The sequence below is a fragment of the Pseudoalteromonas sp. SWYJZ19 genome, from assembly GCF_015864375.1.
Lineage (GTDB): Bacteria > Pseudomonadota > Gammaproteobacteria > Enterobacterales > Alteromonadaceae > Pseudoalteromonas > Pseudoalteromonas arctica.
Genome location: NZ_JADYXI010000001.1, coordinates 333,796 through 350,050, shown reverse-complemented (window position 1 = coordinate 350,050; position 16,255 = coordinate 333,796). Strand labels below are relative to the sequence as shown.

Genomic DNA, 16,255 nt, shown 5'->3' with positions numbered 1-16,255 from the left:
CATTTTTCACCTTTTAAAAGTGTAAATTGGGCAGGCAATACTAGGAGTAAAAATGCAAAATACAGCGCAAGCAGCACCCCCATCTAATGGATTAAGTGACGCTGAACTTAAACAGTTAAAAGACTTACAACGAGCCAACTCGTTAATACAAAATCACAATGTATTAGTTGATCACATGTATACCGCCGATCCGTCAGCGCATGTGTTTAACGGCACAGTGTATATTTACCCGTCGCACGACATTGAATCAAAAAATGAAATTAATGATAACGGCGACCACTTTGCAATGCGCGACTACCATGTGTTTTCGCTGGACGAAAGCACGGGCAAAGCCATAGACCATGGCGTAGCACTTTGTGTAGACGACGTAAAATGGGCAAGCAAGCAAATGTGGGCACCCGATGCAGCGCATAAACTTGGTCAGTATTACCTTTATTTTCCGGCACGCGATCAGCAAGGTATTTTTAGAATTGGCGTTGCAAAAAGTGACAGCCCAACAGGGCCTTTTAAAGCAGAAGACGATTACATTCAAGGCACGTTTAGTATCGACCCTGCTGTATTTGAAGACGACGACTCAAGTTATTATTTGTATTTTGGTGGCTTGTGGGGCGGCCAATTACAAAATTGGCAAACGAGCGAATTTAACAAAGAAAGTACATATCCAAAAAATGGTGAAGCTGCAATTCCAGCACGCGTTGCAAAATTATCGGAAGATATGATCAGCCTAAGCGAAGACGTAAAAGAGGTTGTTGTACTTGATGAGAGTGGCTTACCAATTACAGTATGCGATAACAACCGCCGCTTTTTTGAAGGCCCATGGGTACACAAACACAACGGTGTTTATTATTTTTCGTATTCAACGGGTGATACACACAAAATTGTCTATGCAACGGGCGATAATCCGTACGGACCATTTACCTATCAGGGCGTTATTTTAAACCCAGTACTGGGTTGGACCACGCACCACTCAATTGTTAAGCACAATGGTGATTGGTTTTTATTTTATCACGACAGTACGTTATCGAGCGGGCAAACCCATTTACGCAGTATGAAAATGGCTAAGCTTGAGCACGACGAAAACGGAAAAATCCAAACAATAAGCCCATATGAACACGCTTAATAAAAATAGTTATAAACAATGCAAATTATCTGCGTGAGCACTGCAACGCCTTTTATTTGCATAAAAAAGATATAGTCAATATGACCATTAATTTATTTGTAAATGGTCGATTTAAGAGGAAGCTGAGGACATATGACAAAATGAAAATATTTTAAAGTAAAAAATTAGCACAAAGAATTAGCATAAACTTGCTGATATTTAATGTTTTTTTAGTTAAGTAGCACATTTTTAAAACTGGTTGTGGTCTTTGTAAAACGTTTAAAACATACACACACAATAATTATTTATTGACCGTAAAATGAAACAAATAGTTTACAATTATGTTTCGAGTAATTCTTAAAGTCTTGCAGTACGTCAATAATAATTAAATAAGAAAAAGGGCATCATGATGTTTAAGAAAAAGATAATTTCAACAGCCATACTCGCTGCAATAGGGTCGGTTACGCTTCCTCACCAAAGCTACGCTGCAGAAACCGTTGCCGATGAAGATGTAGAAATAATACAAGTAACCGGCATTAGAGGTTCATTGCAACGCTCTATGGATGTTAAACGCGATTCTTCTGGTATTGTCGATGCAATTTCGGCTGAGGATATGGGGAAATTTCCTGATACCAATCTTGCTGAATCGCTACAACGTATTACCGGCGTATCAATAGATAGAACGGGCGGTGAAGGTAGCCGCGTAACAGTACGTGGATTTGGACCTGCTAATAACTTAATTACAATTAATGGCCGCCAACTTCCAAATACAACAGGTGACCGTACATTTGATTTTGCAAATGTCGCATCTGAAAGCGTATCGGGCGTGCAAGTTTATAAAACATCAGACGCAAGTGTTACTTCAGGTGGCATTGGTGCAACTATAAACTTAACAACCAACAGACCCTTAAATAGCCCAGGTATAAAAGCATCGTTTGGCGTTAAAGCTGTAGACGATCAATCTACCGACGAGGGTAGCATTACACCAGAGGTAAGCGGTTTATATTCGCAAACATTTGGGGATGACAAGTTTGGTATTTCGATTTCAGGTAGCTACCAAGACCGTGAAAGCGGTATGCAACAGTTTATTCAAGATCAAGGCTACAGAGCATCTGATTACACAAATACAGGATGGGGCGGCGTACCTGCAGGCGCTGAAGGCGGAACAAACAGACCTACATCAGGCATTTACTCAAACCCGCAACAACCACGTTATGTGTTTGAAGAGCGTCAACGTGAACGTGTAAATGGTCAGTTGGTATTTCAATATCAACCTGTTGAAAATATTACAGCAACCCTTGATTACACCGGCTTTAAAACAACCGTTGAAGAGCAACACACTGATGCTTCAGTATGGTTTAACTACGCAGGCGACAGAAGTGAGTCTGTTTGGGCGGGCGAGCCTAACGCGTACCCACTTATTTACTCAGAAATTTATGACATACAAAGTGATGCCGACTACCGCGATACGTCGCTTACGGTAGGTTCTTGGGGTCGCGAAGAAAAAACAGATTCATTAGGCTTTAACCTAGAATGGGCGGTATCGGATCAGCTTAACCTAGAATTTGATCATCACAGTTCAAAAGCATCAATGAAAGCAACCGATCCACGCCACGGTACACGTAATAATATTCAGTTACCGTCGTACACTCGTTCGCGTACAGGGCTTGATTTAACCGGTGACTTACCAGGTATTGCTATTGGGAACATTGAAAATTTCACGCCAGAAACCATGCGTTTATCGGGTAGCTGGTTTGCAAACGACAAATACGATTCAGAAATCGATCAAACACAAATCTCAGGTAAGTACTTCTTTGACGACAGTTTAAGTATTGATTTTGGCGTTGCGGTTAATAAAGTAAATAACCATTATCGTCATACGCAAGTACAGCGCCCAGATTGGGGTGGAGTTGGTGTTGAGGGCGACTTTGCTGATATCGATTGGCGCCAAGATACTATTTTAGATAAGTTTCAAGCTAAAGCGGGTAATTTTGAAGGCACTGCAACACAAGGCGAATATGATTTATTTAATACAATCTTTTTTGCCGACTTTGACGCGATTGTAAATGCTGCCGAGTTTGCTGACCCTGTTGCTAACGTAGATAACCTTTACGGTGATTGTAAAGCAGCCGACGGCGCAGCGGCAGGACCAAACGGGGAAGGACAATTTTGTGCCTCAACCGATTGGGATGCAGCAACAAACCGCTTTACTGAAGAAAAAACGCAGTCTGCTTTTGCACAAGTAAATTACAAAGGCGAATTGAGCGGCATGTTCTTCGATCTACAAGTTGGCTTACGCTACGAAAAAACAGACGTATATTCTAAAGCAACCGCACCCGGCTACAGCCGCGTAGAATGGAACGAAGATACAGCCACATCAGTAACGGGTGTTACCGGTATTGAAACGCTAAGCCAATCGGCAGATTACAGCCAGTTCCTGCCAAATATTAATTTTAATATTGAAGTTGTTGAAGATGTAATGATTCGCGCAGCAGCAAGCAAAACTATTTCAAGAGCGGGTTATGGTCAGCTGCAAGGCGGCACAACTATTAATACCGGCGGTAGTTTAAGTGGTTATTCGGGTGGGTCTGGTAATCCAGGACTTAAACCGCTTGAATCAATTAACTACGACTTATCAAGTGAATGGTATTACGGCGAAGGAAGCTATATTTCGTTTGGTTACTTTAAAAAAGACGTAACAAACTGGATAACTACAGGCACTATCGACTCAAATATATTTAACTTAGCGGATCCATTAAATGGTGAAAAATTTAGAGCTGCATCAAGTGCTCTAGGTGGTAATGCATCTAACGAAGACATCAGAAATTACATATTTGAAAACTTTGCTGATGATCCAAATGTGCAACCTAAATTTGATGAAGATGGTGAGTTAGACGGCGGCACAATTGTTGGTGACCCAGACTCAGATGATCCAATTAACTTTAGAATAAACGTGCCTGTAAATGGCGACCAAGAATACACCATTGATGGCTTTGAATTTAATATTCAGCACTTATTTGGTGAGTCAGGCTTTGGCGGTATTTTCAACTACACCATGGTTGACTCGGGTCTTGAATACGACAACGATTCGCTAGAGGATACAGAAGCACTCGTAGGGTTAAGTGATACTGCAAACGTGGTGTTCTTTTACGATAAAGAAGGCTTACAAGCACGTATTGCGTATAACTGGCGCGACTCGTTTTTAAATGAACGTCGTGTAAATGGCGATTTAACCGCACCAATTTACACCGATGAGTATTACCAAATAGACTTTAACGTAAGTTACGAAGTACCAGCAGTAGAGGGACTTACTGTATTTATTGAAGGTATAAACATTACCGACGAGTACGTAACATCGTACGGGCGTAAGCAACAGTTGATTTATAACATCACTCAAACAGGCTCTCGTTACGGTTTAGGTGTTCGTTATAATTTTTAATAAATTACCCTTGTAGCAACCTTATAAAAGCCGCATTTTGCGGCTTTTTTATTTGCCTAAATTAACCTAGTAATAATAATACCCAGCTGTTATAGTCAATGTGAATTTAACTTATTAGTTACATTTAATGTGTAGCAATAGGTAAAGGCACACAACAACAATTGGAGCACACAATCCATGGCCAATCATGCATTATTAAATAATGTTGAGCATCAGCATTTAAAAATAAACCCTGCACGTAGCAAACACTTAGGTGACGGGGTTTGGTACAGCGAAACATTTGTGAGCGAATTTAGAGTCGCTCAAGCACATTACCCAATATTTTTTACCAAAGATGACGCAACAAATACATTTTCGCCGGTGTGTTTGTACGGCATAAACAAAGACGAAAACTTATTTTTAGTAAACCAACAATGGCAAGCACACTACATTCCGCTCAGCATGCAGCGACTGCCTTTTGCTATTGCGACTCAAAATACAGTGCAAAACGGTGTAGCAACGCAAGAGCGCATGCTTAGTATTGATTTAGACTCGCCAAAAGTGTCAACAAAGCAGGGTATTAACTTATTTCTAGAACACGGCGGGAATAGTGATTACCTCGAAAATATAATAAAGGTGCTCGACAACCTTCATCACGGCCTTCAAGAAAATCAGCCTTTTATTAAAACCTTAATTAAACATGGTTTGCTTGAGTCGGTATCGCTAGAGCTTGATTTAGTAAACGGGCTTAAACATAACTTACTCGGTTTTTATACCATAAACGAAGACTCGCTCAACCAGCTAGGTAGCGAGGCAATTGCAGAGCTTCACTCACAAGGGTATTTAGCGTGTATATATATGGTCATTGCATCGCAAGTACATGTACGTGATTTAGTGGCGCTTAAAAACGAGCAACTTATGCTACAAAAGCAAGCGATGTAAGTGCTTAACTATGGCAAATTTAGTAAATAAAATTCAATCGCTCAGTGGTTTAACTCCCAGTACGTTACCAAGGGAGCTTTTAAACTCGCCTGTGCCTATTGTACTAAAAGGGTTTGTAAGCGAATGGCCCCTAGTTATTGCTGCTAAAAAATCTGATGCTGCAGCAATTGATTATTTAACGCCGTTTTACGAAGGTTTTTTAGTTAATACCTGCACAATAGCCGCCAGTCAAAATGGGGTTGTAGGGTATAACCACGATATGAGTGGTTTTAACTTTACTAATCAGCAAGCGCCATTTATTAACGCGCTTGAGCAAATAACGCAAACTGCAAATAACCCACACGCAGATACGCTATACATTGGCTCTACTAGCATTGCACAATGCTTACCTTCTTTGGTTGATCACTGCCACGTTAATGCGTTAAGCGAAGGCTGTTTATTTAATGTGTGGGCAGGCGGTAAGGTTACCGTGCCAGCACATTACGACGTAGCGCAAAATTTAGCGTGTTGCGTTGCAGGTAAAAGGCGTTTTACTTTATTTCCCCCCGATCAAATCGATAATTTATATGTAGGCCCGCTTGATAAAGCACCAGGTGGTCAGCCTATAAGTTTAACCACCACAACTGCACCTAACTTTAAGCAGTTTCCTAAGTTTGAACAGGCAATAAAAGCGGCAATTACCGTTGACTTAGAGGCGGGCGATGCACTTATTTTACCCAGTATGTGGTGGCACCAAGTAGAGGGGCTTGGCAGTTTAAATATTCTGTTTAATTATTGGTTTAAAAATACGCCAGCGGTTTATGGTCAACCGACTAATGCATTGCACCTTGCTATTTTAAACATACGTAATTTACCAAAACATGAGCGAGCAGCATGGCAACGCTTGTTTAATTACTATGTATTTGCTGATAACGAATTTACCCACATATCAACGCCTGCACAGTCTATTTTAGCAAAGCCAATGGATGAGCTAACAGCGCGTAAATTAAGAGCCGAATTACAAAATAAATTAAGACGCTAAGCGTACTTGTAAGGTTTGAAATATGAATCAAAATGCAATTAAAAAAATCGTAATAGCAGGTGGCGGCACCGCCGGTTGGATGTGCAGCGCTGCAATGGCAAAGCTGCTAGGTAAAAATATTGAAGTGTGCTTAGTTGAATCTGATTTAATACCGACCGTAGGAGTCGGGGAGTCAACTATTCCTACGCTGCATATATTTCATGATTTACTAAAAATTAGTGAATCAGAATTTATGGCAGCCACCAACGCCACCTTTAAATTAGGCATATCGTTTGAGGGCTGGAAACAAAACCAACAAAGCTACTTTCACTCGTTTGGTTATGTGGGGCAAGGCTGTTGGGCTGCGGGTTTTCAGCATTTTTGGCTAAGAGGCATGCAGCAAGGTGTAGCAGCCGATATTGGCGACTATTGCACAGAGCACGTAGCAAGCCGTTTAGGTAAATTTGCCGTAGTGCCGAATCAAGACCGTAATCATGCTTATCAGTTAGATGCAGGTTTGTACGCTAAGTTTTTACGAAAGTTTGCAGAGCAAAACGGCGCTAAACGTATAGAAGGCATGATAAGCAAAGTTAACTTAGAGCCCTCTAATGGCTTTATAAAATCGCTTACTTTGGGTGATGGGCAAATTATTGAGGGCGATTTATTTATAGATTGCACCGGCTTTAGAGGCTTATTAATAGAGCAAGCGCTACACACCGGATACGAAGATTGGAGCCATTGGCTGCCGTGCGACAGCGCAGTAGCAGTACAAACTGAATTAGTAAGTCCAATAGTGCCATACACACGCGCCATGGCGCATAAATGTGGTTGGCAGTGGCAAATACCACTGCAAAGCCGCCGTGGTAATGGCTTAGTATTTTGTAGTAAATACATGAGCGATGAAGAGGCAAAAGCAGCGCTCCTTAATAACGTAGAAGGCAAACCCATTAATGAGCCGCGCGTTATAAAATATCGCACCGGTACACGACGTAAACATTGGAACAAAAACTGTGTGGCTATTGGCTTAGCCAGTGGTTTTATAGAGCCGCTTGAATCAACCAGTATTCATTTAATTCAGCAAAGCATTATTAGATTAATGCAAAACATGCCAACCAAGGCAATTGAGTCGTGTTATCAAGATGACTTTAATAACAAAATGCGCTTTGAGGCGGAAAATATCCGCGACTTTATTGTACTGCATTACCACGTAACGCAGCGCACCGACAGCGACTTTTGGCGTTACTGTAAAAATATGCCAATACCAGAGTCGCTCGTTAAACGCCTTGAGCTATTTAAACAAAGCGGGCATGTTTATAAAGCAGAGCAAGAGCTATTTGGCGAAGCATCGTGGTTACAAGTGATGTTAGGGCAAGGGCTAGTGCCGCAAAATTATCACCCCATTGTAGATAGCATGAGCGATGATGAGCTTAAACGATTTTTAGAATCAATAAAAAATCATGTGGCTAAAAAAGCAAATAGCTTACCGAGTCACATTGATTTTATTAATCATTATTGCAAGGCTAAGTAAGTATTATGCTAACACTTGGCAATAACTTACAGCCAGAGTATGAGTTTATAGGGCAAGAGCAAACGCCAATTATTATAATTGACGACTACCTTAGTGAGCCGCAAAAACTTATAAAATTAGCGCAAAGTGCTGCTCAAAGTAATGGAGAGTTTAAACCCGACGAACTCACTCAATACCCAGGTTTACGTATGCCGCTGCCAAAGCAATGTGTGGTTGATTACTTAAAGCCTCTTATACAGGGGTTTTATAACGTATTTAATATTGGGCAAACACTTACCCCATACCCAAAAGATAATGCCTTATCGTTAATTACTAAAACGGAGCAGCAGCTATCACCAATACAAACCTTGCCACACTTTGATACCAACGATCCTAACCTAATTGCCATTATTCATTACCTTGGAGAGGGGCCGCATGGCGGAACGGGGTTTTTTAGGCATAAAAAAACAGGGTTTGAAACAATAAGCACAAAGCGCAAAAACACGTATTTAACGCATGCTCAACACATTCTTGAGTGCAGTAACACAAAACCTAGTTACTGCACCCCACAGCACAGTGAGTTTGAATGCTACAAGCACATACCCTACAAGCCAAATAGGCTTATTGTGTTTCCTGGGTATTTGCTGCACACCAGTTTACTTAATACAGCCACCGATATTTCACCGTGTCCACAAACAGGGCGGCTAACGGCCAATATGTTTGTTCATTTTAAATAGGAATACTATGTTTTTTTCTTTACCTAGATTCGCATATAAAGGTTGGCTATTAAGCTTTTTTGTATTGGCGCTGAGTGCCACATCAGTGCAAAAAAGTCATGCTACAGGGTTTGATACTCTTCCTAAAAAGCAATTTAATGTACTGCTATTTACAAAAACCGCAGGGTGGCACCATAAGTCGCAAACCGAAGGCGTTAAAGCGCTAGAAGGCTTAGCCGATAAGCACTTTTTTAATTTAATTTGGCACGAAGAAAGCCATTATTTTAACGACGACTACTTAAAAAATGTGGATGTAGTAGTGTTTTTATCAACCACAGGCGATATTTTAAACCCAAAAGAGCAAGCCGCGCTTGAGCGATTTGTAAAAGCAGGTAAAGGCTTTGTGGGTATTCATAGCGCATCAGACACCGAATACGATTGGCCGTGGTATCAAAAGCTGGTGGGGCGCACCTTTAACATTCATCCTGTTATTCAAACCGGTGTATTAAGCAAAGTGCCTAATACTAACTTTATAGGCTTAAACCATATGCCGCAGGAAATGCTTTGGACTGACGAGTGGTACGAGTTTGGGCCAGAGCTTACTAAGTTAAACTACTTACTCACGGTTGATGAGCAAACTTACAACCCAACTGCCGATTGGGGTAATAACAAAACAGGCTCAGGCATGGGATCGTTTCATCCTATTTCGTGGCATCACAATTACGATGGCGGCCGATCATTTTATACCGCTCTTGGACATACTAATGCGGTGTATAGCAGTGAGTTTTTAACCGAGCATATTTATGGCGGTATTTATTGGGCTGCAACAGGTAAAGGGTTAAAAAGCAGTAATTAATGAATAACTCATAAATGTACTTTTTAATATTATTTACATCACTAAGGCCGCTTTTTTAAGCGGCCTTTTGCATTTTAGGCACTGTGTAAACACCTCACTCATTTAACTTAGTTTATAAAATAAACAAATAGCTTTGAGAATTGCTTGATCAAATGGTCAAAAAGACTATATTAAATTTGCACGCTGATATAATTCAAATAAAGAGGATAAACATGAAAGTATTTTTTAAAATAACAACTTTATTGTTAACACTAATAAGCTATCAATCATTCGCTGCATTTAATAATAACCCATCGAGTGTAGGCGCCGACAGTTCAGGGACATACCGTAACCTCGCACAAGAAATGGGTAAAACAAATATACAGCAAAAGGTGAATAGTACTTTTGACAATATGTTTGGCTATAACAACACTCAACAACTTTACTACCCGTACACCGAAAACGGTGTTTATAAAGCACACTACATAAAAGCAATTAACCCAGACGAAGGCGACGATATAAGAACAGAAGGGCAATCATGGGGGATGACTGCTGCTGTTATGCTCTACAAGCAAGAAGAATTTGATAACTTATGGCGCTTTGCTAAAGCGTATCAAAAAAATCCAGACAATCACCCTGATGTAAAAAAACAAGGTGTTTACGCGTGGAAACTAAAGCTTAATCAAAACGGTTTTGTTTATAAAGTAGATGAAGGTCCGGCACCTGATGGCGAAGAGTACTTTGCTTTTGCACTACTTAATGCGTCAGCTCGTTGGGGTAATTCGGGCGAATTTGATTATTATGCTGATGCCATTACTATGTTAAACACAATTAAAAACAAGCTGATGCAAAACCAAATAATCCGTTTTTCACCTTACATTGATAACCTAACAGACCCTTCTTATCATATACCTGCGTTTTACGACTACTTTGCAAATAACGTGACTAATCAAGCCGACAAAAATTACTGGCGACAAGTGGCTACAAAAAGTAGAACCTTACTTAAAAACCATTTTACAAAAGTGAATGATAATCCGCATTGGAACTTACCTACATTTTTATCGCGCTTAGATGGCAGCCCTGTTATTGGTTACATTTTTAACGGCCAAGCAAACCCAGGTCAATGGTATGAGTTTGATGCATGGCGCGTAATTATGAATGTTGGCTTAGACGCGCACTTAATGGGTGCTCAGGCGTGGCATAAAAATGCAGTTAATAAAGCACTTGGCTTTTTAAGTTATGCAAAAACAAACAACAGTAAAAACTGTTACGAGCAAGTGTATTCGTACGGTGGAGCGCAAAACAAAGGCTGCGCAGGCGAAGGACAAAAAGCCGCGAATGCAGTAGCGTTACTTGCTTCAACAAACACTGGGCAAGCAAATGAGTTTTTTAACGACTTTTGGTCTTTATCGCAACCAACGGGTGACTACCGTTACTATAATGGTTCGTTATATATGTTAGCTATGCTGCATGTATCGGGTAACTTTAAGTTTTACAACAACACGTTTAATTAAAATAACAATACCTAAGCAGCAAAAGCCTAAGTAGCAAAAACTAAGTAGTAAAAGCTTAGGCAGCAAAACCTAGATAATAAAAAACCGGTGTAACCAAGTTACACCGGTTTTTTATGTATAACGAGTAAGCTAACTTTTATCTTTAATAAGTTGCTTAACTAATTTAGCTAATTAGCCAAACCCGCTACTTTTACATCAAGCGTAAACAAGCCCTTGGCGGTAGTTATTAATAATGTTTTGCGGTCTTTACCACCAAACGCAAGGTTGGTTACATTAGGGCCAAGTTCAATTTTATCGATAAACGCGCCACTTGGCGTGTAAATATTAATAACGCCTTTTTTGTGACTGCTTACGTAAATATTGCCAGCGGAGTCTACTTTTATACCATCTGGCGAGGTTACTTTAATAAAGTCTTCGCGCGGTGAAATCTCACCGCTTTTATCAATAGTGTATTTGCTTACACGGTTGCTAAAGTCGCCAATATAAAGGGTACGTTGATCGGGCGAGAGCGCAACACCGTTGGGCTTTTCAAGAGTAGCGTCAATTAAACTAAGTACGCCTGTATTGCTTAACTTATACACACCAGTATAAGGCATTTGCTGAGTGCGTTCGCCTATTTGCCAATTAGGATCGGTAAAAAATATATCGCCATTTTTATGCATAGTCATATCGTTTGGCGAGCTAAAGCTTAGCCCATCAAATTCATTAACTACCACGGTATTAGTTTTACTTTTTATATTAATTTTAGAAAGCGACTGCGTACTGTGGTTAAGCGTATAGAGGCTCTCTCCTTTGGCATACAAACCGTTTGTACCACTGTGTTTTAAATAAGTGGTAAGGATATTGGGCAGCACTAATTTATAAATGGTCGAATCGGGGCCGAGTGCTTGCGAGCTTGCAAAGTTCATTTCTGAAAAATAAAACGCATTGTCTTGGCTTGACCACGTAGGCCCTTCTAAAAACAAAAGCTCGTCACTAACAAGTGTGGGCTTAACGCCTTTTATTAATGGTGACTGCTCATTGCTTTGGCTGTTTACAGCGTTTAACAAAGGTGTATTTTCAAGTTGTTGTGCCAGCGCTGCTTTATTAAAGCAGAGCATTAATACAACTAAGCTTAGCGTTTTTTTGTGTGTTTTTAGCATGGACGTTTACTCAGGTTTGTTTAATTTATAATTAATGGTCATTTTGACTATATCATTTATTTTTTTCGTTGTATGATATTTATTGAAAATAATAACGATTCAACGGAGCACACACATGCATAAAAAACACACACTCAGCCTGCTTTTACTTGCAGGATCATTAAGCGTAAACGCTGCACAAGACCAAGGTCTTAAAAACACCTTTGCAGACTCATTTAAAATGGGGGTTGCTGTAAATCAAGATATAGTGACAGGCAAAAACGCAGCCGCGCAGTCAATTATTGCTAAGCAATTTAATACAGTCACCCTAGAAAACGCCATGAAAGCAGAAGTAATTTACCCACAGCAAGGTAAGGTCGATTTTAGTGGTGCAGATGCATTTATAGATTTTGCCAAGCAAAATAACATGTTTACCGTAGCCCACACCTTAGTGTGGCATAACCAAACGCCTGACTGGTTTTTTACAAATAGCAAAAATGAGCCAAATACCCCAGCAGAGCAGTTAGAGCAAATGCGCAAACACATAGAGCTGGTAGCAGGGCGCTATAAAAACAAAGTAGATGCATGGGACGTAGTTAACGAAGTAATTGCTGATGACGGCTCTTATCGCCCAACTGTGTGGGTTAACCGCGTAGGTGATGGCGATACAATGGTAAAAGCCGCGTTTAAATACGCCCAGCAGTATTCACCTAATACCGAGCTTTACTACAACGACTTTAATGCATGGCGACCAGAAAAAAGAGACGGCATTATACGTATGATCAAAATGTTGCAAAAAGAAGGTATTCGAATCGATGGCATTGGCATACAAGCGCACTGGGGGCTTAACTTTCCTAAAATGCAATATATTGAACAAGCCATTGATGCATACGCCGCGCTGGGTATAAAAGTGATGATCACCGAGCTTGATATAGACGTGCTGCCTTTAACAAAAGAAGGGCAGATTACCGGCACCGATATGATGAAACCACAGTTTCAGTTAGAAGAGTTTGAAACCTACCTCGACCCATACAAAAATGGCTTACCTAGCGACGTAGAGGCGCAATTAAACGCCCGTTATAAAGCCTTGTTTGAACTGTTTTACGCAAAACGCGACAAGATAGACCGCGTAACCTTTTGGGGATTACACGATGGTATGTCGTGGAAAAACGACTACCCAATCCCAAACAGAACAAACTACCCATTATTATGGGATCGTAATTTAAATCCTAAACCGATTATTAAAACAATTGCTGATGTAGTTCAGTAAGCAATTTAATGTGTAAAATGTAAAGCCGAGTGTTTTTAAATACTCGGCTTTTTTGTGTTTGAAGTTGTTACAAAGAAAAATAATGAGCAACCGCTTCACTAACTTAGCTAGTTAGTGATTTTAAATATCCTGATTTTACGCAAGTGTTATACGTTCAGATACCACTATGCCTTTTATAAAAGTATTCACCTTACGATTTAACCACCTAGGCAAATATAAAAGTAGAACAAATTTTAATCTTGATACTTATTGTTAATTAGACTATAACAGTGTTGGTTTTAGGTTAATTTAATGATTGTATATTCACACACACGATATAGAACAATAAAAATTTAATTTAAACCTTAACTATAACTAATTGATTATTAGCTTCTCTTTGTGGTTTTTTATAAGGTGAATATTAATAATTAAAGAGATATTACAATAATAAATATAGATGACAGTCTATTTTTACTAGTAAGTTGTAGTCATATTGAATAATAGATAGTTTGAAAGTGTTGTAAAAAACACTTTGAGCATATTTATTCACTTAAATGACGTTTATTGCATCTAGTTAAAAAACGACTCATTTATTGCTTTAGTCTAAGGAATAAAAAATGAATAAATCGATTTTTCGTAACACCGGATTAGTGACCTTAGTGTCACTTTTAATGGCGTGCGGGGGGAATAATAAAGATACACCGGTGCCTGAACCCATACCTGAAGTAGTAGCCCCTGATACTCCAGAGCCTGAAGCGCCAATAGCAGCTGAAATAACAAATGGCGGGTTTGAAGAAGACACTGCAGGGCAAACAACCCCCGTCGGAAATTGGGTATTTAGGCCAACACAAGAATCAAGCGCGACTTCTACTATAGAAGTAATTGAATCACAAGAAGGCGTTAATACTTACCAAGGCACAAAAGCAGTTGAGGTTAACGTTAATACACTGGGTGACAACCCGTGGGGTATTGAAATAGCTTATGAAGACCTTCCTATCACCGGTGGTAAAAATTACGAGTTTAGTGTTTGGGCCAAAGGTGAAGAGGGAACCAGTGCCGATTTTTGGATTCAAACGCCCGCACCAGATTACGGTCAACTTAGCCTAGTAAAAGAAACACTCACAGGCGAGTGGCAAAAAATTACATTAACAGCCGCAACAGCCGAAGCTGACTCTTTAGTAAGGCTGGCAATTCACTTTTCAAAAGAAGAGAATATTAACAAGTCTATATACCTAGACGAATTTTCAGGCTTTATTTTAGACGATGTTCCAGCACAAGAAATACCTGATGTTCAATACAGCGAAGTAACAGCACAAAGTTTAAAAGCATTGGCACCTAATTTTAATATTGGCGTGGCTGTGCCAGCGGGTGGTTTTGGTAACAGCATAATAGATAGACCAGAGATTAAAACGATTATTGAACAACACTTTAATCAGCTCTCTGCTGAAAATATTATGAAGCCTACCTATTTACAACCAACCCAAGGCGAATTTTTTTACGATGATTCTGATGAGCTAGTTAACTACGCAAAAGACAACTCACTCACCGTGCATGGCCATGTTTTTGTGTGGCACTCGCAAATTGCGCCTTGGATGCAAAGTTTTCAAGGTGATAAAGCCGCGTGGATAACCATGATGGAAGATCACATCACTCAAGTTGCAACTCACTTTGAAGAAGAAGGCGATAACGATACCGTCGTTAGCTGGGATGTAGTTAACGAAGCGTTTATGGAAAATGGTAAATACCGTGGTGAAAAAACCACTGACGACAGCGCCGACGAATCTGTATGGTTTGAAAACATAGGAGCCGAATTTTTATCGTTAGCCTATAAAGCAGCAAGAGCGGCCGACCCCGATGCCGACTTATACTACAATGATTACAACCTGATTTGGAATGCCGATAAATTAGATGCCGTTATATCTATGGTTAACGATTTTCACAACAACGGCGTGCCTATTGATGGTATTGGGTTTCAATCTCATATTTCACTTAACAGCCCTGATATTTCAACCATTCAGGCACATCTTCAAAAAGTGGTCGATATTCGCCCTAAAATTAAAGTAAAAATTACCGAGCTAGATGTTCGTATGAACAACGAAGGCGGCATTCCTCTAACTTACCTAACCAGTGAAAGAGCGGATGAACAAAAGCAGTACTACTACGATATTGTTAAAACATACCTAGAAACTGTACCTGAAGATCAACGCGGTGGCATAACTATTTGGGGCGTAATTGACGAGGATAGCTGGTTACAAAACTGGCCAGAGCCGACAACAGAATGGCCACTGTTATTTTTTAATGACTTTACTGCAAAGCCTGCCTTACAAGGATTTGCTAATGCATTAAAAGAGCTAATTGAAGTTGTACAACCAGCACCTTCATCAGAGCTGTTAACTAATGGCGACTTTGAAGCCGGACTTGATTCATGGCAAGCCCGTGGCAGTGCAAGCATAACCTTAGATACAACCCAAGCCCACAGTGGCAATAATAGCGCTTTAGTACAAGGGCGAACAGAAACGTGGAATGGCATACAAAAGGATGTAAAAGGTTTATTTACAGCAGATAAAACCTATAACGTATCTGCATGGGTTAAGTTATCTGACGATACCAGTACCGTTTCACCAGATATAAAATTCACGCTACAAATAGAGCACACTAGCACTGAATACCTTGAGTTGACGCCTGTTACAACCGTTGCAGCAGGCGACTGGGTACAGTTATCAGGTACTTACACACATTCAATTACAACGCAGGAAAGCGCCGCTTTACTTTATGTTGAATCAAACGAACTCACTGCAGACTTTTATGTAGATGATGTATCGGTAACCTTGGTTGAATAATAAACCTAACTAAA

The 16,255-nt window shown here is 40.0% G+C and carries 11 protein-coding genes; 10 read left to right on the top strand and 1 reads right to left on the bottom strand.

The window, feature by feature from the left end; translation table 11 throughout:
- Positions 1-52: 52 nt before the first annotated feature.
- The 8 genes from I6F45_RS01505 (at position 53) to I6F45_RS01470 (ending at position 11,031) form a co-directional block, all read left to right on the top strand.
- Complete coding sequence (locus I6F45_RS01505) at positions 53-1,120, top strand: glycoside hydrolase family 43 protein (RefSeq protein ID WP_197118762.1); 1,068 nt, start codon at positions 53-55, stop codon at positions 1,118-1,120.
- Positions 1,121-1,508: 388 nt separating this feature from the next.
- Positions 1,509-4,538: a TonB-dependent receptor gene (locus I6F45_RS01500; protein WP_197159537.1), complete on the top strand. Its 3,030-nt coding sequence runs from the start codon at positions 1,509-1,511 to the stop codon at positions 4,536-4,538.
- 177 nt (positions 4,539-4,715) lie between these two features.
- Positions 4,716-5,459 carry a SapC family protein gene (locus I6F45_RS01495; RefSeq protein WP_197159497.1) on the top strand — a complete coding sequence of 248 codons (744 nt, stop codon included), beginning with the start codon at positions 4,716-4,718 and terminating at the stop codon, positions 5,457-5,459.
- 10 nt (positions 5,460-5,469) lie between these two features.
- Positions 5,470-6,480 carry a cupin-like domain-containing protein gene (locus tag I6F45_RS01490; RefSeq protein ID WP_197159496.1) on the top strand — a complete coding sequence of 337 codons (1,011 nt, stop codon included), beginning with the start codon at positions 5,470-5,472 and terminating at the stop codon, positions 6,478-6,480.
- Between the two features lie 22 nt (positions 6,481-6,502).
- Positions 6,503-7,987, top strand: coding sequence for a tryptophan halogenase family protein (locus I6F45_RS01485; RefSeq protein WP_197159495.1), 1,485 nt, complete (start codon positions 6,503-6,505; stop codon positions 7,985-7,987).
- A gap of 5 nt (positions 7,988-7,992) precedes the next feature.
- Positions 7,993-8,703, top strand: a complete 711-nt coding sequence (locus I6F45_RS01480; RefSeq protein ID WP_024611073.1) for a DUF6445 family protein — start codon at positions 7,993-7,995, stop codon at positions 8,701-8,703.
- Positions 8,704-8,710: 7 nt separating this feature from the next.
- On the top strand, positions 8,711-9,538 hold the full coding sequence (locus tag I6F45_RS01475; protein ID WP_197159494.1) for a ThuA domain-containing protein: 828 nt from the start codon (positions 8,711-8,713) through the stop codon (positions 9,536-9,538).
- A 212-nt stretch (positions 9,539-9,750) separates the two neighbouring features.
- The gene (locus I6F45_RS01470) at positions 9,751-11,031 is read left to right on the top strand and encodes a glycosyl hydrolase family 8 (protein WP_197159493.1); all 1,281 of its coding nucleotides are present in this window, start codon (positions 9,751-9,753) and stop codon (positions 11,029-11,031) included.
- Between the two features lie 167 nt (positions 11,032-11,198).
- On the opposite strand, the gene I6F45_RS01465 is transcribed toward I6F45_RS01470, so the two are convergent.
- Entirely contained in the window at positions 11,199-12,173 is a 975-nt protein-coding gene (locus tag I6F45_RS01465) for an SMP-30/gluconolactonase/LRE family protein (protein WP_197159492.1), read from the bottom strand.
- A 115-nt stretch (positions 12,174-12,288) separates the two neighbouring features.
- Between I6F45_RS01465 and I6F45_RS01460 the strand changes: the two genes are divergently transcribed.
- Complete coding sequence (locus tag I6F45_RS01460; RefSeq protein WP_197159491.1) at positions 12,289-13,422, top strand: endo-1,4-beta-xylanase; 1,134 nt, start codon at positions 12,289-12,291, stop codon at positions 13,420-13,422.
- A gap of 596 nt (positions 13,423-14,018) precedes the next feature.
- Positions 14,019-16,241: an endo-1,4-beta-xylanase gene (locus I6F45_RS01455; protein WP_197159490.1), complete on the top strand. Its 2,223-nt coding sequence runs from the start codon at positions 14,019-14,021 to the stop codon at positions 16,239-16,241.
- Positions 16,242-16,255: the final 14 nt, after the last annotated feature.